Origin of the sequence: Hymenobacter crusticola (assembly GCF_002154225.1) — a bacterium.
Taxonomy (GTDB): domain Bacteria; phylum Bacteroidota; class Bacteroidia; order Cytophagales; family Hymenobacteraceae; genus Hymenobacter; species Hymenobacter crusticola.
The window spans coordinates 1-17,283 of sequence record NZ_MTSE01000043.1 but is presented as its reverse complement, the minus strand read 5'-3'; the positions used below and the strand labels follow the sequence as shown (position 1 = coordinate 17,283).

Annotated in this window: 11 protein-coding genes; 7 read left to right on the top strand and 4 right to left on the bottom strand. The window is 58.3% G+C overall.

Features of this window, described 5'->3' with window-relative positions:
- The first annotated feature begins 349 nt into the window (after positions 1 to 349).
- Together BXP70_RS27390 and BXP70_RS27385 are read left to right on the top strand one after the other, a co-directional pair.
- Complete coding sequence (locus BXP70_RS27390) at positions 350 to 925, top strand: hypothetical protein (RefSeq protein ID WP_086597315.1); 576 nt, start codon at positions 350 to 352, stop codon at positions 923 to 925.
- A 350-nt stretch (positions 926 to 1,275) separates the two neighbouring features.
- The gene (locus tag BXP70_RS27385; RefSeq protein ID WP_086597314.1) at positions 1,276 to 2,397 is read left to right on the top strand and encodes a Fic family protein; all 1,122 of its coding nucleotides are present in this window, start codon (positions 1,276 to 1,278) and stop codon (positions 2,395 to 2,397) included.
- Between the two features lie 64 nt (positions 2,398 to 2,461).
- Here the strand turns inward: BXP70_RS27385 and BXP70_RS27380 are convergent, their stop codons facing one another.
- The 3 genes from BXP70_RS27380 to BXP70_RS27370 form a co-directional block, all read right to left on the bottom strand.
- Positions 2,462 to 3,679 (bottom strand): hypothetical protein, encoded by a 1,218-nt coding sequence (locus BXP70_RS27380; protein ID WP_086597313.1) that lies wholly within the window; start codon positions 3,677 to 3,679, stop codon positions 2,462 to 2,464.
- A gap of 555 nt (positions 3,680 to 4,234) precedes the next feature.
- Entirely contained in the window at positions 4,235 to 9,019 is a 4,785-nt protein-coding gene (locus BXP70_RS27375) for an FG-GAP-like repeat-containing protein (RefSeq protein ID WP_086597312.1), read from the bottom strand.
- 698 nt (positions 9,020 to 9,717) lie between these two features.
- On the bottom strand, positions 9,718 to 10,095 hold the full coding sequence (locus BXP70_RS27370; RefSeq protein WP_086597311.1) for a DUF7674 family protein: 378 nt from the start codon (positions 10,093 to 10,095) through the stop codon (positions 9,718 to 9,720).
- A gap of 360 nt (positions 10,096 to 10,455) precedes the next feature.
- Here BXP70_RS27370 and BXP70_RS27365 point away from each other — a divergent pair, with 360 nt between their 5' ends.
- The 4 genes from BXP70_RS27365 to BXP70_RS27350 all read left to right on the top strand — a co-directional run bounded on the left by BXP70_RS27365 (position 10,456) and on the right by BXP70_RS27350 (position 15,428).
- Positions 10,456 to 10,893 (top strand): MarR family winged helix-turn-helix transcriptional regulator, encoded by a 438-nt coding sequence (locus BXP70_RS27365; protein ID WP_086597310.1) that lies wholly within the window; start codon positions 10,456 to 10,458, stop codon positions 10,891 to 10,893.
- Between the two features lie 289 nt (positions 10,894 to 11,182).
- Positions 11,183 to 11,614 (top strand): DUF1772 domain-containing protein, encoded by a 432-nt coding sequence (locus tag BXP70_RS27360; RefSeq protein ID WP_086597309.1) that lies wholly within the window; start codon positions 11,183 to 11,185, stop codon positions 11,612 to 11,614.
- Positions 11,615 to 11,960: 346 nt separating this feature from the next.
- Entirely contained in the window at positions 11,961 to 12,107 is a 147-nt protein-coding gene (locus BXP70_RS30105) for a hypothetical protein (RefSeq protein WP_179197875.1), read from the top strand.
- Between the two features lie 480 nt (positions 12,108 to 12,587).
- Positions 12,588 to 15,428: a T9SS type B sorting domain-containing protein gene (locus tag BXP70_RS27350; RefSeq protein ID WP_086597307.1), complete on the top strand. Its 2,841-nt coding sequence runs from the start codon at positions 12,588 to 12,590 to the stop codon at positions 15,426 to 15,428.
- Positions 15,429 to 15,829: 401 nt separating this feature from the next.
- Here the strand turns inward: BXP70_RS27350 and BXP70_RS27345 are convergent, their stop codons facing one another.
- Positions 15,830 to 16,207 (bottom strand): hypothetical protein, encoded by a 378-nt coding sequence (locus BXP70_RS27345; protein WP_143436738.1) that lies wholly within the window; start codon positions 16,205 to 16,207, stop codon positions 15,830 to 15,832.
- 236 nt (positions 16,208 to 16,443) lie between these two features.
- On the opposite strand from BXP70_RS27345, the gene BXP70_RS27340 reads away from it, so the two are divergent.
- Complete coding sequence (locus tag BXP70_RS27340) at positions 16,444 to 17,163, top strand: hypothetical protein (RefSeq protein WP_143436737.1); 720 nt, start codon at positions 16,444 to 16,446, stop codon at positions 17,161 to 17,163.
- Positions 17,164 to 17,283 lie beyond the last annotated feature (120 nt).

Here is a 17,283-nt window from a genome sequence, read left to right as displayed (position 1 = left end):
CTGCCGGAAAGAGGGCCAAGTACTATGCCTTCTTTGCAATCCTCTGCTGGATACTACCTTACCTAACCGTAACTACGTTTACCCGACCGCCATGGTGTCCATGAATGGACACCGTGTCCAGTTATCGACACCGGGCCTGATGCAAATGCTCGGTCGCAAACCGACGGTTCTTGTGCATTTTTGAACACTGCGAAATGTGAGTGGAAATGCGGTTTTTTGCGCACGTATCGCGCGCCAGTTATCGCCGCCCCTCGCCTCTTTGCAAAACACCAGCCCACCGTAGTGCGGGCGACTAACCGTGTACGACGAAGCGTTCCGGTAAGACACGCACTCTCTGCTCTTCCAACTGATGGGACTCAACTATAGTTACGTACTGCTGATCCAGCGAGGCGAGGAGTCGCGGCTACGAACGTTCCTCTCGCAGGTAGGAGCTATCGAGCCGTTGCCCGCGCCCGTTGGGACTTGTATTACCCTCACCTTCCCCTTGGACCCGGTGCTCCTGCAATATCTTAAGCAGGCCATCCGGAAGAGAGACGGAGCGAGTTGGAAGCGGGCATTCTGCTTTCGAAAAAGTGCTTATCGGGACTACTTTCCGACTGACACGACAGGGCAGCTGCACGGGATTGATCTAGCGTTCCAGCCCCTAGCGGCAAGCGACTACGTGTTTGTCAGCTTCACCGCCCCGACTTCCACCATGAGCCGGCTGTTCCAGCACTCGCCTAGCATCCGGCGCTGGTTCGAGCAGCTCAGCAGCGTTCTCTCCGCCAAAGCGGCTTTTCTCGACTTGGAAGCGCAGGGATATGACTTCTTGTATCATCAAGGGCAGTTCGTCACGGCTATCTTCCCCGAACAGGTAAGCGTAAGCATAGCCGCCACGACAGAGCAGCAGATTTGCCGCGCCTACAATGCGCTGTTTCTACTGTAGTGAGTTTTGAGCCGTGCTGCCAGTACCTGCCCTTCGGCGTCACACGTGCGCTTCATAGGTGGGGCGCCGGCCGGTGTTCAACATGCTAACAAAAAATGGCCTCGAAAAACGCGTTTTCAGCGCCGTTGAGGCGGGTGCTAAAACCGTTCAACAAAGCACCCTTTGTGGAACGCTCGTAAGAGTGTGTTGCCTCTCTGATAGACAAGTAGAAACCACCCGCGGTGCTAAGGCAGCGAAATAGGATAGGTGCGCTCGCCGCACCTATTCTCAAAATAGGTGCGGTAAACAACTCGTTTGCGCACTTATCTTTGTGCTGCTTCTGGCTAGTTTCTCTTCTAGTTGCCTCTCTGATGCTATTTCGACGTGATACGCCCTACAATGACCTGCCGCCGCTGCCCCCACCCGGGCTGCTGGAAACAGCGCCGGTGCTGAAAGCCACCCTACGCGCGGGGCGTGCCCTAGCTGAATTGAAGGGCTATTGCCAAACCTTGCCCGAACCGGAACTGCTGCTGCAGGCGGTCGCCCTGCAGGAGAGTAAGGACAGCTCCGAGATTGAGAATATCGTCACCACCCAAGATGAACTCTACCAGGCGGCGGCCGTGCCGGACGACTGGAGCAGCGGGGCGAGTCCGCCGGCCAAAGAGGTGCTGCGCTACCGCCAGGCCATGCGCTTGGGCTGGCAGCTGCTGCAGCAAACGGGCTTGCTGACCAGCAACACGATGATCCGCATTATGCAGCAACTCAAGGACACGCAGGAAGGCGTGCGCCGCCTACCGGGCACGGCGCTGCTCAACGCGAAGACGGGCGCGATCATCTACACGCCGCCGGAAGGCGAGGCTGTTATCCGCGATAAGCTCCACGCCCTGGAGGTGTTCCTGCACGCCGACAGCGAGCTCGACCCATTGGTGCGCATGGCCTTGCTGCACTACCAGTTCGAGGCGATCCACCCTTTTGCTGATGGCAACGGCCGCACTGGGCGTATTCTGAACGTGCTCTATCTAGTACAGCAGGACCTATTAACCCTGCCGGTGCTCTACCTGAGTGGCTACATTCTGCAGCACAAGGAGACGTACTACCGCTCGTTGCGCGCCGTGACGGAGGAGGGCCGCTGGGAAGCATGGATCCTCTACATGCTGCAGGCGGTAGAGTCCACCGCGCAGGACACGCTGGCGCGGGTAACGGCGTTGCAGCACTTGCGCCAGCACACGTATGCGCAGGTAAAAACACTCTTGAAAACGGCGCCGACTCGCGAGCTATCGGATCTGATGGTGTCCTACCCCTACCTGAAGATCCGCACCCTGGAGAGCATTGGCATCACCCGCCGACAGACAGCCGCCGACTACCTCAAGACCCTGGCCGACCACGGCTTGTTGCGCGTGGTGAAAGCCGGGCGGGACCACTACTACATCAACGACGCGTTAGTCCACTTGTTTGGGCGCAGCCAGTCGCTGACGGAAAGCCCGCATCTGTAGCAGGTAAGCCAGCCGTGCCCGCTAGCCGCACATCCCATGGTTTTCCCTTGTGGGAACAACCTAACTAGCGCTGCGGAGATTGAACCGGGGCGGCCGAGAAGAAGGCCTGGCGCGCGTGCTCCCGCTCGGCGGCGGGCTCGATCCCCGCCAGGATGGCTGCCACCAGTTGCCGCACCTGCTGCTGGCGCTGGGGCTGCTTGGTGCGCTGATAGAAGTGGTAGCACTCGCGCAGCAGGGGCAGGTAGTTGCGGTTCAGCTGCTGCACGAAGTGCGCACTGCGGTCGTACGCTAAGGGCTGCCGCACCTCGTCCCACAAGAACTGCTCTTCCAGCAACTGACAGTTGAGCGCCTGCGTCGCTATCTTCGTTTTGGAATAGCGCCAAGCCAAGCCCGTGGGATACAGATCGGCCGTGAGCCCTTCGTAGCGGGCGGGGGCCATGGACATGGCCAGATAGAGCGGCTGGGTAAGCCGGTAGCCCGTCACCAGATGGTGCACGACTTTCTCCCAGTTGCGGGCGTATTCGTTGACGTGAATCTGGCCTAAGGGGAGCGGCTCGAGGTGCAGTTGGGCAAACGTGCGGGTGCGGAAAGACTCGTCCAGCAGAAAGTCGATGTTGAGCACGTGCACGTCCGGGCGCACGTGCAGCACGTCCTGCAGTAGCCACAAGGGATAGGTGTCGTTGTCGTGCTCGGTGAGTAGGATGGCGCCGGGGGCGAGCGAGTGCAACACGTTGTAGGCGTAGCTGAGCAGGCCCGGGGAGAGCTCCTGGCGCGTATACCAACGCTGGTTCACAGCGCGCCGGAGCGTATCGTTTCCCGTGGTGGTAGCGTAGGTAACTAGCGTCGCGTGAATGCCTTCAAAGTCGGGGTTGAGCTGGTAGGCTTTCAGCAAGAGCCCGCCGTCGCTGGCCACGCCGCCGGTAGAGCCGGCCACAAAGTAGTAAGTGAACGTGCCAGGGATGTGCTGCTTGAGCAACGGCACGATGTCCGCGCCGAGCTTCAGGGCCGGGGACTCCCGCACGAACTCCTCTTTCCAATCAGCTGTGCCTTGCGCGTTGCGACAGGCACGGTAGTAGTTGTACCAGTTGGTTTCCGAATGCAAGTCGTGCTGCACCTGTTGCCACCAGAGTTCAGCCTGCCGCACATAGTAGGCGTGCGGCTTCGACTCGCGGGCGAAAGAGACTTGCGGTTCGGGCGTGTTGCCCGGAGCAGGAGCAACGGGCGCCGGCTGCCCCGCAGCTGAAGAACAAACCAAGAGCAGCAGGAGCAGGAGCGATTTCATCAGGGGCAGGAGCGAAACGATAGCAGGAAATACGAATTAATTCGTATATGGCAAAGATAGGCTAGTCTTCGGCTCGTACAAGTGGTACGTACGAATAAGTTCGTATAATTTTTCAGCTGCCCCCATGTGCCTCGTATGCCCACACGGGTGACCGTGCTCCAAGGTCAAGGAGTGGCGTGAAGAGGAGTACAACGCAGTCACCAGCTCCTAGCTGCCTTTGTAACTCTAAGTCATGGGTAGTCACAAGAGCAAGCCCTATTGACAGAAAGTACAGCTTGCTCATGGAACGAGGAAGAAGCTTGTACTCAGCTAACTGTACAAGTTTTCTGAACCATCTCTCTACGCTGTTATCGCTTCCAACGGCCCCTTCTTCAATGAGATTAGTTGTACAGAAAAAGGAGGGTGACTAAACCAACATAACAGGTGAAAACTGTCAACTTGTTCTAGGACAAGCCATAGCTCCTGCCCGGCTAGAAGCCGGCAGGAGGAACGCGGAAAGAATAAGGACATGGCTGTGGAACAGAGTTAGAATAGGATGAAGCAGTAGAACTGGTGCTATTCTATTGCCAAGCGCTTAGTCACCAAGCCTTTGCTGGTCTGAAGTTGGAGGTTGTAGAGGCCGGCGGCTAGGTGCGGCAGGGCTAGCTCGGGGGTGGCTTGCGCAGCGAGTGTTTGAGTGAGTACTACCTGCCCGAGGCTGTTCACTACCTGCACGTGTAGGCGCTGCTGGGCTAGCTCGGCGGGTAATGTGAGCTGCACGGAGGCGTGGGCCGGATTTGGATACAAGCTCACTTGCTCCACTAGCTGAGCAGGGGCCGTAGCCAGTACTCGGCCGGCCGCCGTACTGGCGGGGTTCAAACGCACGCTGACACTGGCCGCGCCGTTGTTGGTAGTAGCTAGGTCCAGGGTGCCGTCGCCGTCGAGGTCGGCCAAGGTAACGCTGGTCGGGGTAGCGCCGACGGCTACCTGCTGGGTGCCGCTGAAGCTACCCGCGCCGTTGTTCAGGCGCACACTCACGGTATTACTGAGTTCATTGGCCGCTACTACGTCCAGGTCACCGTCGCCGTCGGTGTCGCCGAGGGCTAGGCTACGGGTGCCTTGACCGACGCGCACTTGTTGCGCCGCCCCGAAGGTGCCCGCACCTTGGTTGAGGCTAATGCCTACAGTACTGCTGGTGAAGTTGCCGGCGGGGTTGGTGTAGTCGAAGTAGTTGGCGGTGAGCAGGTCCAGGTTGCCGTCGTTGTTCACGTCGCCGAGCACTACCTGGTGGGGACTGAAGCCAACTGTGACTTCTTGCGTGCCGCTGAAGTTGCCAAGGCCATCATTTAGCCGCACGCTCACCGTCGTGCTGCTGGAGTTAGCGGTGAGTAGGTCTAGGTTGCCGTCGTTGTTCACATCGCCGAGCACTACGCTCGTGGGGCGAGGGCCTACGGGTACTTCTGGTCCCGTCAGACGGAACTCCCGGAGGCCATTTTGTAGCCGTACACTCACCGTGCTGACGGTCGCGCTGTTAGAACCTGCGGCAATGTAGTTGGCTGCCAGCAGGTCCGGTAAGCCGTCCTGGTTTACATCCCCGATTGCAATGTCGTGGGGCGCGTAGCCCACGGGCACGTCTTGGCCCCTCGAGAACGTACCGGTACCGTTATTCAGGCGTACGCTCACGGTGCCTACTTCGCCCGCGTTGGCGTTGGCCGTGAGCAGATCTAGGTCACCGTCGCCGTCCGTGTCCGCTACTTTCACGCAGTAAGGACCGGCGCCAACGCTTACTTCCTGACCGTTTGTGTAAGTGCCATTGCCCTTGTTCAGGCGGATGCTCACGGTGCCGCTCGCCGTTAAGTCGGGGCGGTAGTTGGCGGTGAGTAGGTCCAAGTCGCCGTCGCCATCCACGTCGGCCGCGACAACGCTTTGGGGCTTGGCACTCACACTTACTTCGGTGGTGCCCCCAAACAAGCCCGCGCTGGGGTTAGTCGCAGCCGTAAACTGAAAGGTCTGCGCTTGGTCGAGATAAACGGTATTGACGCTCCGCGCCGAGCGGGCCAAACTGGCTGTTATGGTCTCACCGGGCTTGAAGCCGCTGATTGGGGTGAAAAGGAGTGAGTTGCCGCTGACCGTGGTCGTGCCCGCCTTCCGACCGCCTGCTTGCTGGCTGTAGAGGCGCAAGGATTGTAGCGTAAATGAATCGGTGTTGGGCTGCTGAGTGAAGGTGACGGTAACCGGCGCCGTGCGGGAAGCGGAGGGCGCGTTGCGCGCCGGTGCCAGCGCCGTTACGGCGAACCTAGGTACCACGCTGAAACCGTACGGGCTACTAGTGCCTTGGGCCGTGATAACGATCACCGCCCCGGAAACAGCTCCTTCGGGTACGATGGCCGTAAGATTCGTTTCGGACTGTACCTCCACGTTGGTGGCTTCTACGCCGCTGATCTTCACTTTAACGTCCCCGATGAAGTTCAGCCCAGTGATGTAGATCTTGTTGCCAACCCACGTAGCGGAAGGGTTGACGGTATTGATGACGGGCGGACCGCCGCGCTGATTCAGCCGCACGTTCACCAAGCCTTTCTCGTTGCTGGAAGTTGCAAAGTCCAGGTCGCCGTCGCCATCCAAGTCGCCGAGGGCTAGGTCGGAGATTGGGTCGACGGGAACTTCCTGAGTGATGTAAAACTCGCCCACTTCGTTGTTGCGGCACACAATCGCCGCCGTGCTATTGAAGCGCCCCACAATCAGGTCAGGGTGACGCGTGCCGCCGATGTTGCCGAGCTGTATCTCGCTGATATAGGCGTTGATGTTCGTGTCGGAGCCGCCGCCAAAGTTGCCTCTGCCGTTGCCGATGCGCACGCTCACTTTGCCATTAGCGGCGTAGTTGCCGGTCACCAGGTCGAGGTCGCCGTCGAGGTCCACGTCGCCGAGCGTGAGGCTGCGTGGTGGGCCGCTCACCCCAATTTCGGTGGTGCCGCCGAACGTACCAGTTCCATCATTCAGCCGCAGGCTGACGGTATTCACGCTCGTATGACCCGTGAGCAGATCTAGGTCGCCGTCGCCATCCACGTCGCCGAGCACCACACCGATGGCGCTGGTACCAACCGATACTTGCTGGCCTACGGGATTGAACGTGCCATTGCCGTTGTTCAAGCGCACGCTGGCCGTGCTGGCATTGTTGGCCGTCACCAGGTCGAAGTCTCCATCGCCATCGACGTCGCCTAGGGTCAGGCTCTGCGGGCTGCCGCCTACCGGCACTTCTTGCGTGCCACTGAAAATGCCCTGGCCGTTATTGAGGCGTACACTTACGGCATTGGTTTGCACGCTGACGCTGACTAGGTCCAGGTCGCCGTCGTTGTCGACGTCGCCAAGGCGTAGGTCTTGCGCTATGGCTCCCACCGGCACGTTCTGGCTGCCGCTGTACGTGCCATTGCCGCTGTTCAGGCGCACGTTTACGGTGTTATTGGTGCTAGCTGTGAGCAGGTCTAGGTCGCCGTCGCCATCCACGTCGCCCGCGACGATAGCCAACGGGCTAGCTCCTACGGCTAGGTCCGAGTGCGTGATGTAGGAGGCGGGGCCAGCGGTAGCGTCCGTCGTGAATTGAAAGATGTAGGGCTTCAAGGAATTCGCGCCAGTGCTGCTTTGCACGGCCGTCGTCACGGTAGCAAACACCGTTTCGCCCGGCTTGAAGTCGGTGCTGGGTGTAAAGCGCAAGGCGCCGCCGATGACGGCCGTTGTGCCGGCTTTCTTGCCGCCGGCTTGTTGGCTAAACACTTTTACGGCTTGCTGCGTGGGCGCACCGGTGCTCAGCGACTGATTGAAGCTGAACGTCACGGGGGTGTTGCGCGCAATAGGCACCTGCCCGGTGATGGGCGCAACTGAAACCAGTTGCGGAGGTGCCGTTACTTGGTTGAGGCGTACCGTAACCGCACTTGGGCTCCGACTTAATAAGTCGAGATCGCCGTCGCCGTCCATATCGGCTAATCTAAATGTTCCTCCTCCAACGGCGATGGAAGCGCCACCACCAAAATTGCCGGCCCCATCATTGAGCTGGACCTGGGCAAATGCTGCCCCAGAGTAGCTTCCAACCATGTCCAGGTCGCCGTCGCCATCCACGTCACCAAGGTTAAAGGTGTTGAGGGCGGCTACCCGTTGGGTGCCGCTGAAGTTACCAGCACCGTCGTTGCGCCGCACGTCTACCCCGCCCAGAAAAGCCGACACGAGCAGATCTAGGTCGCCGTCGCCATCCACATCGCCCATGGCTAGGTCGGCGGGGAGCCCACCAGCATCTACCGTTTGGCCCTTCGAGAAGGTGCCGTCACCGTTATTGAGGCGAATCACTACGTCGCTGCCGTAGTAGTAGGCGACCATCATATCCAGGTCGCCATCATTGTCCACGTCGGCCAGCACCACGGCAAAGCCGGTGATATCCACCGATACTTCTTGCCCAGTGGAAAAGCTGCCGGCGCCGTTATTGAGGCGCACGCTCACCGTCTGGCTGCCGCCGTTCGACGCGACGAAGTCCAGGTCACCGTCGCCATCCACGTCACCCACGGCCACGTCGAAAGCGGCCTGACCGACGGATACTTCTTGCGTGCCGGAGAAAATGCCTGCTCCATCATTGAAGCGGACACTTACCGTGCTGGCAAAGTTGGTGGCTTGTGCTCCTTGGTTGGCCACCAGCATATCTAGGTCCTGGTCGCCGTCGATGTCGGCCAAGCGCACACTGTAGGGCGTTGGGCCTATCGGTACTTCCTGATTACCGCTGAAGGTGCCAGCGCCATCACTGAACCGTACGCTGGCTTGCCTGGTAGAAGAGTTAAGATTAATGATGTCCAGCAGACCATCTCCGTTCACGTCGCCCGTCGCATAGCCTCGGCTGCCGCCGGATGAGCTGCCCGAAATCGGAAGATCGTAGCCATTAGCGAAAGCGCCCGCGCTCGGACTAACCGCCGTGGTGAACTGAAAAACGTGGGGCCTAGTTGCCGTACCACCAGCACTCTGGGCTTCCGAAGTTGCAGTGACATACACCGTTTCGCCCGCTTTAAAATCAGTATTCGAGTTGAAAGTGAGCGTGTTGCCACTAACCGTGGCGGTGCCCACTTTCTTGCCGCCGGCTTGCTGGCTGAAGACCTTCAGGGCACCTAGGGTTGCGGCATTGTTGTTCAAGGCTTGGTTGAAGCCCACGGCGACATTGGTTGTGCGCGGAGCGGAGCGGGCATTGCGCACCGGCGACAGGGCCGTGACGGTCGGCGATTGCCCCTGTGCGACACTGGTTAGGCAGCAGCAGATCCCGGCGCCTACGAGGCGCGCAAACCGGCGGCGGAACAGGCTTCGGCAGGTGATAGCAGTACGAGTTATAAGCATACAGTACGGAAAGAAGAGAAGTGGTTGTGGCAGAATATCAGGGCAGTAGAATGAGAACAAGGTACTCTTCGTTTCCCTGGCAGCCTAGTTATTCTTGATAAGTTAATACTTGATCACTCCTGACCAGGAGCCGACTCACATCGTTGTGTCCCCCTCTATCCTAAGGACAACCGTTGGAACGAAGACGGTGGCCTTTGGCAGGGAAGCAACCTGTTCGTCATGCCCTGTCGGCCTGATACCGGGACGGGTAGCAGAACAAGGGGCTTCACCCAGACGTCTTGCGGGCAACCCTTTCTTGCCCGTGCGCAGGTGCTCCCGCACGTATTTCCACCATCGATCACGCTCCGTCTCTTGGTCGACGGCAACGCAGAAAGGGAACAGGACCCACCACTGCTCCCACAGGACACTACGAACTCCTGCTGGTCCGGCACACCTGTCTGAGCACCCGTACGCCACGGCCGAGCGAGGAAGATCCACACAGCAGTAAGGCCAGGAGTAATCCGCTGCTGTTAACTCTAACGGTCTTTTTCGTGAACAACTTAGTCATAAAGTGCTCTGTTTTCACGAGAAAGCAGGTTTCTTAATCCTCCTTACAAGCTGTAATTCGTTCAGCCAAATGTGAAAAATGCAAACTACTAACTGCTTAAACTGGAGGAAGAGCCGTTATAATACGGCCGCTCCATCAGAACCAAGATGCCTTAAGCGAGACCAAGCCAGGCTCGTAACTGGTGCCAGATTTCTAGGTACTGCGGAGCTAGTAGTTGCCGTGCTTGCTTTGCGTTCTCCGACTCTCCGCTGAACTCTAAGTGCTCCAAAAAGGACACATACAGGGCATTCTCGGTCGTGCTATCTACCTGCTCTACTGTGTGCTGGAAATACTCGATAATACGGGCTACTTCCTCCAGCTGGCCGTGGGCCAAACACGTGTTGGCATAGCGTGCCCAGGCACTGACTTGCAGATGGATCAAGCCCTCCTCCTCTAAGACGTCCGCTGCCACAGCCGGGAAGCGCTCCAGGAGATCCGCTAAGAACTGGGCTTGCGTTAGCTTGGGTTGGTAGGGGATCAGCTCCATCATGCCCTAAGATAGACCACCGACAGGTACTCAGTACTAAAGTAAGTCACCTTACCCTCGCCTTTATAGAGGCTATAACGTTCTGTAGCGGAGCCTTTACAGAACGTTATCAGCGCAACGGGAACTGTCCTATCATCATTTGAGCGGCGTTGAAGCTCTTTTACAAGCTGCAAAGGGTCGTTTGCAGCATGTAAACGGGCCTACACCTCCTCTAAACTACCATTCCGCGGAATGGAATAGCCAGCGGCGAGCCAGTGTTCATGCAAGGTCTACTTCCGGCAAGGGCACGCGACTCGCACCGCTTCTTCTTTTTTTCACCTACTGCTTGGAATTGATTGACCTGTCAACTATCTTCATAAAGTAATGGAAGACTTTGTATTAGATCAGTCGGTGGGGTATACCCTGAACATCGTGGCGACCTTGCTCAAACGCGAATTGAACGAGGAGTTTCAGCGGGCCGGCATTGATCTGCTTGCCGAGCAGTGGGCGTTGCTGTATCGCCTGCACGAGCGCGGCAGCCTGAACCAACAAGAGCTCGCCGCCTCCCTCTCCCGTGACAATGGCAGCGTGACCCGCACGGTTGCGGTGCTGGAAGGAAAACAGCTCCTGCAACGGCGCCAAGTGGCGACGGACCGGCGCCATCGCTACTTGTCTTTGACCCCGGCGGGGCAGGAGTTGGTGCCCCGCCTGATTGCCTGCGCCCAACGCGGGCTACAACGCGCCACGGCGGGTCTGACGCCCCAGGAAGTAACGCAGCTCAACCATCTCGTCTTGAAAATGACGCACAACCTGAACCAGTAACGCATTTATCTAATTACTTGATAGGTCAACCATCTGCTATGATCAAGCGCGAACCAACAATCCGAGCACACCCCCTGGCCGGTTTGCTAGCCTTGAACCTTTATCTCAGCGCGGCGGTCAGCGCGCTCTCCGGCCACCTCGCTTGCCCAACCTTTTGCTGCTGAGTGTAAGGGTGCAGGACCGCTTTCGACGCCAGCACCAGTAGCGCGCCGTCGCAACCCGTTACCGGGTAGGCGACCATCAACAGATGCCTTTAGTCGCCTTCACACAATAACACAAAGCACACGCCATGCTCTACGGTCAACTTGCCCTCATCGCGGCCACGCTCTTTTCCGGCGCGGCCGTCTACATCACCCTCGCCGAACAGCCCGCACGCTTAACGCTCGAACCAGCGGCGTTGCTAGCCGAATGGCAGCCCGCTTACGCGAAAGGCTTACGCATGCAATCTTCCCTGGCCGTGGTGGGCTTCCTATTCGGGCTCCTCACATGGTGGCAGACCACCGACTGGCGGTGGCTGCTCGGCGCCAGCATCCTGCTCCTGAATTGGCCCTACACGCTGATCAGCATGCTGCCAGTGAATAAACAGCTGATGGCCACGACCCCAAGCACTGCAGGAACAGAGAGCCGGGCGCTCGTGCAACAATGGGGGAGATTACATGCCGTTCGAACGATGCTGGGGCTGCTGGCAACAGCCGTTTTTCTCTGGGCATCGCTTCGGTAAGCGCCACCAAAACGCAGTGGCCCATTGCGGGGGAAAGACGGGCCCTACTGACCGAGCGCGAGGCAAGGGGGAAAGGCGGTTGTCGACTAGGCAACGGAGCTGAACTAGCCCGCCAAGACGCGTTTTGCCAACGCCTTGCGAAGCGTCTTACCCTTCTAAAGTACCCCGCTGGGCCGCACGGAGCAACGGACAAAAATAGTACTACTATGCGCTTTGTCTTAGAAGCAACATTATGTAAATCGACTTTTTCCAGGAAATAACGGAGAAGGTAACAAGCTCAATGCTGGCTTCTATCTACGTTGATGCTTCATCAGAAAAGCAAGCTTACCCGGTCTATTCTCACGTTATGCTGTGCTTGTTCACGCCCCAAGTGAAACAGGTATTACGCCAGGCTTACGACCAGTTACCAGAAGCGCTCGTCCTGAATCCCAAAGTGTCACACGTCACAGTGCAGGACTTACACGAATTTCGGGAGCACGAGGCGTGGGAGTGAGCGCTGGAGACATTAGCGGAAATGACCGAACAAACCCGGCACACACCGCCTTTTTGGCTCCTGCTCGTGCAAGCGGCACGCCTACTGAACAGGGAGACAGACGCCAGATGCGCCGAAATGTGCGCACAGAAGCAAATAGGCGAGAGCGGATTAAGCGCTGTTTAATACCAAAACAACTGCTGGGCTAATAAACAGCTATAAGGGCATGCGAAAGGAAGAAGACTCCTCAATATATTTACGTTCTCCTGCTCACCTTTTAGCCCTTATCCGAACCTAATCTAGCTTATTGATTGGCCCATGCGTGGGACTGCTTGGCCTCTGTGTGCGTACCCTCACGCAACCTACTACGGCTGAACGTTCCCCGCTCAAGGACGCTACACGGATCGATAACTCCATCGGCTCCCCGGGGTGGCCCCTAAGTCCTTTATCATCTACTCACGCAGAATCTGCTGCGTGCTGCTACCCCTTATTTATAGTAGTGTGCGACGCCTCCCCACAACCGCTCAGAAGCTTTCTGACCAGAACGACCCGTGCCCTTGCTTCCTTGCTCTGTTCCAGGCTCGCTTCGGCGGGTGGGCGCTCCTGTTATGGCTCGTGTTCGGACTTGCCAGCTCCGCTAGTCACGCCCAAACGCCGGCCTTTGACTTAGCCGTGTTGACGGGCCTGCCGCCGAGCGTGGTGGATCGCACATCCGTCAACGATGTGGCCGTGGATGCGGCCGGCAACATCTACGTCACGGGCGCTTTTGAGGGGACCGTCCGCTTCGGGTCGACTACGCTGAAAGCACCCATCAATAACCGGATCGGAACGGCCTACGTGGCCAAGCTCGACGCCCGTGGGACGTATCTCTGGGCAGTCCAATGTGTCGGCAACGGCTCGGCAGGTACCGGGATCTCCGTAGACGCGGCCGGCAACTCGTACGTCACTGGTTTTTTCACCAGTGGCACCGCCCAGTTTGGCTCGCTCGCGTTAACCAACACGAACGGGGCCGACATCCAGGATCTGTTCGTGGCCAAACTAAGTCCAACGGGACAGTGGCAGTGGGCGACGCGAGCAGGTGGAACCAGTGATGACTTACCAGCGGCGCTTGTGCTCGATCCAACGGGTTCGCTCTACCTCACGGGCAGCTACGGGGCCGAGGCTACTTTTGGGAGTACGGTGCTGCCGAGTGCCGGCCTCGCGCAGCAACTGTTCGTGGCCAAGCTCAGTACGGCCGGCCACTGGCAGTGGGCGGTCAGCGCGGGCGGCTCGGCCAATGACGCTGGAAACGCGGTAACCGTTGACGGGCAAGGAGGCGTCTACATCGCGGGGGGCAGCGCCAGCGCGACCAGTACGTTTGGCGCACACCGCTTAACGAGCCCTAGTGCCTTTGTGGCAGCCCTAACGCCCGCGGGAGCCTTTCGCTGGGTACAGCCCGTCGGCGGACAGAATCTTTCCAACGCCTATGGGGGCGCCTACGGCTACGATAATGGACGCCGGCAGGGCTTGGTGGCCGATCAGACCGGGCACCTGTACCTGAGCGGTTCGTTCTTCGACGCGACGACACGTTTCGGCTCCTTTACCCTGACCAACACGAATGCGCCGTTCACGGACGGCTTTGTGGCGCAGCTCGACACCAGCGGCCAGGTACGTTGGGCCTTCAAAATGGGCGGAACCGGTTATGATCGCGGGGGTGGGGTAGACACCGACGCCACGGGCTCCGTGTACGTGACCGGGACCTACAGCAACGAGATTACATTGGGCGCGACGGTCCTGCGGAGCCCCAACGCGAACAACCAGGTGTTTGTGGCCAAGCTAGAGCCAACGGGCCAGTGGCGGTGGGCACTACAAGCCACCTCCGGGGGGCCTGGTATCTATACGTCGAATGAAAGTAGTACCCTCGCCATCGGGCCGGGCAGCGCCCCGGTGATCGGGGGCAAGTTCGGGAACGCTCTCTCATTTGGCCCGGGCCTGAACCTGCAAGGCCAGTACGCCGGGCAAGGCTTTGTAGCGCGTGTCTTGCCCGCGCCGGCGCTGCAGCTGCAAGGCGACTCGCTGCTCTGCAACGGCGGGCAACTACGCCTGACGGCCGTGGCCACCGCGACCGCCACAAGCTACCGCTGGAGTACGGGCGCCACCACCCCCAGCATCCTGGTGACGCAGCCGGGCCTTTATACCGTCACGGTGACCTTCGCGGGCGGCATGACGTTGACGGCTTCCCAGCGCGTACAGGTCCTGACGCCCACGGTTACCATCACGGGCAACGAGGCGCCCTTATGCCCGGGTGGCCGCCTGGTGTTGCAGGCGCAGACCCCTGGTGCGCGACGCCTACACTGGAACACGGGAGCAACTACGGCTTTGCTGGAGGTCACACAGCCCGGGACCTACACGGTGACGGCGGAGTATGGGAGTGGTTGCGCCGCCACGGCTCAGGTGACGATCCGGAGCAATACGCTCACCATTACGGGGCGTAGTCAACTGTGCCCGGGACAAGGCACTACGTTGAGTACGACAAGCACGGGGGCCGCCATTACCAGCTACCGCTGGAATACAGGGGCCACTACTCCCACGTTACGCATTACCCAAGCCGGTCGCTATAGCGTCACCGCGACGTATGCCGATGGCTGCCAGGCCCGCACAGAGCATGTGGTGACGCCGCCCCGTGCCCAAGTAGCGTATGTGGCGGGAGATACGCTGTTGTGTCCTGGTACGCAGGTGCTGCTCACCGCGCGCAATCCAGATGCCCTCGCCTATCATTGGAATACGGGCGCGCGCACGCCCGAGCTGATCATCACGACCCCCGGCCTGTACACGGTGGAATTAACCTACGAAGGGGGCTGCCGGAGCCGGGACTCCCTGCGCGTGCAAGCCGCAGCGGTGCTACCGGCTTTCACGTTGGGTGCTGATACGACTCTTTGCGCCGAAACGCCCTTGGTCTTGCGCGCCCCGCTTGTACAGGGGCCTGGCGTGATGCTGCAATGGTCAGATGGCTCCACGGCGGACACCCTACTCGTGCAGGAAGCGGGCCTTTACTCGCTGCGGATCACTACCCCCTGCACGGAGCGGACCGTCGGGCGGCAGGTTACGTATCGCTCGTGCTTGTTTGCGCCCAATATTATCACGCCCAATGGCGACGGGCTCAATGATGCGTTTCGCTTGCAAGGGCTCACCCGTGGACGCTGGGCACTGGAGATCTACTCGCGGTGGGGCCAGCTCGTGTTCCGGGCAACGGACTACCACAACGATTGGGGTGCGGAGGCCCCGCCGGGTGTTTATTACTACCTGTTGCAAGGGCCGGATCAGACCGTGAGGCAGAAAGGTTGGGTGCAAGTGGTCCGTTGATCGCCACCTGAACACTCGCAAAAGAAGAACCGCAAACAAAGCGGTTGTTGACCAGGAGTTATGTCTAAAAGAGTACTACCGTTTTAGGCTAAGGGTACTTTGGTTAACATAACCTTTAGTGGCTGTTGCAAAAGTCTGACAGGTAGAAAAAAGCTTGACTGAAGCAGCCACTTTTTGGCAACTGAGCAACTAAATAGTAGCTATTTCTGAGGCTACCCTGAATGGTATCGACTTTTGCAACAGCCACATTTACTTATACGACAGCAGTAAGTCTAATTTGGCAGCCTATCGGCATTAGTTTAGTACTTGGCATAGGCCTGATAACGCGACCTTATCAGATCCTATTCCAAAGACGGTAACAACTTCAATAAGCGGGTTCAGCACTTTAGGAGACTACCTAATCACCTTTCGGTAACTGTGGACGGAGCCGCCGCACGCTGCTTCAATAATCGATATAGTAGCCTGGCAAGCAGCGCTGCGTTTAGCCCCCACCAAAACCACCAGCCCAGCGTTACGCTGTGCTCGAACCGTTGATACGCTTCGTCCTCCAACAGGTCAGTTTCATCACCGTAGCTCATCGATAGCACGATCAAGAGAAGCAACGCCCCACTATCCAGCAGCAGAATGGCGCTGCCTAGTATAATTCTTTTCCAAGGAAGCATAAGTAAGGCTTCTTTTAGTAAACGATACCCAGTAATTCTACATGCGGTGACTAGTGCGCTCTTCGTGCGCGAGGCGAAGTTAAAAATGCTTCTACCAATCAGCTTTCCGGCAATCACTCGTAGGAATGCATTTCGCAGACACCACACTAAATACTTTCACGAACACACGTAAATAGAATTTTAGGGGTAGTAGGAAATGGTAACTATTTCCTACTGTATCTGAGAATAATTTCTGTACATAATTTGTGTTCTCGGACCAGCCTTGGAAATAACTTATTTACGCCTAGCAGCTATTAGTCTATAGAAATAGTATTCCCCTGGTATTTGCGAGCTTACTTACTGTACGAGTGTTGATGCGTCACTTCCTCTCTGTTCTACTGGTGCTCTGTGCTGCTTGCGGGTCAAGCGACTTTCGATCGTGTCCCACCACGCATACGAATCCCACTAAGCAGCTCTACAATGACGTGGTCATTGAACTGATCGAACAGCGCTTGTATGATGCGTATCTACCGCGTGAAGACCAGCAGGTCATCTGGCAACACTTTGCCACGGTCGACCATTTGGAGCCCACTGCGGCCGATTCGCAGTGGCACCACGCGCAGAAAGTCCACTTCCAGCAGCAACTCTATCAGGATACCGTCCGCTTTCAGACCTTCTACCTGCGGACCGTGGGGGCTTATACAGCACAACTAGCCGGCTTGCCGACTCAGTTTACTGCCTTACAGGCTGGACCGAAAATATTAGCTCGCCTGGCGGCCCGGATCACGGCGCTGACGCCGCAGTCGCCGCAAGCAGTGTTAGATAGTCTCAACACGGTCCAGCGGCACATGCCAGCGCAGGAGTTCCAGCTTTGCACCGCGAAGCTGCTGCCGTTGCCTGCTACTCAGCGGGCCCATGAGGCGGGGGGGACGATCACCCTCTCTTCCGTGGTGTTCAATGCTCCCCAAGACCAAGCGCTGCTCGCCTATGGCTGGCAGTGCGGCCCGCGTTGTGGGTTTGGCGAGGTGTTATGGGTAGAAAAAGTAAACGGCCGTTGGCACATTAAGCAGGCGGAACAAATTTGGATTGCCTAAACGGCTGCTAAGCAATACACGAGAAGTACCAGGGCATACCTACGGCCTCCCATTTGGAGCCCAAGCATCATTGTCAAGTCTATAACGTCTTCCAATCGTTCTACTGGAAGACGTTATAGA

Excerpts from the sequence above, each read along its gene's own strand:
- BXP70_RS27390 (WP_086597315.1), top strand. The coding sequence starts at position 350 with ATGGGACTCAACTATAGTTACGTACTGCTGATCCAGCGAGGCGAGGAG.
- BXP70_RS27385 (WP_086597314.1), top strand. The coding sequence starts at position 1,276 with ATGCTATTTCGACGTGATACGCCCTACAATGACCTGCCGCCGCTGCCC.
- BXP70_RS27380 (WP_086597313.1), bottom strand. The coding sequence starts at position 3,679 with ATGAAATCGCTCCTGCTCCTGCTGCTCTTGGTTTGTTCTTCAGCTGCG.
- BXP70_RS27375 (WP_086597312.1), bottom strand. The coding sequence starts at position 9,019 with ATGCTTATAACTCGTACTGCTATCACCTGCCGAAGCCTGTTCCGCCGC.
- BXP70_RS27370 (WP_086597311.1), bottom strand. The coding sequence starts at position 10,095 with ATGATGGAGCTGATCCCCTACCAACCCAAGCTAACGCAAGCCCAGTTC.
- BXP70_RS27365 (WP_086597310.1), top strand. The coding sequence starts at position 10,456 with ATGGAAGACTTTGTATTAGATCAGTCGGTGGGGTATACCCTGAACATC.
- BXP70_RS27360 (WP_086597309.1), top strand. The coding sequence starts at position 11,183 with ATGCTCTACGGTCAACTTGCCCTCATCGCGGCCACGCTCTTTTCCGGC.
- BXP70_RS30105 (WP_179197875.1), top strand. The coding sequence starts at position 11,961 with ATGCTGTGCTTGTTCACGCCCCAAGTGAAACAGGTATTACGCCAGGCT.
- BXP70_RS27340 (WP_143436737.1), top strand. The coding sequence starts at position 16,444 with ATGCGTCACTTCCTCTCTGTTCTACTGGTGCTCTGTGCTGCTTGCGGG.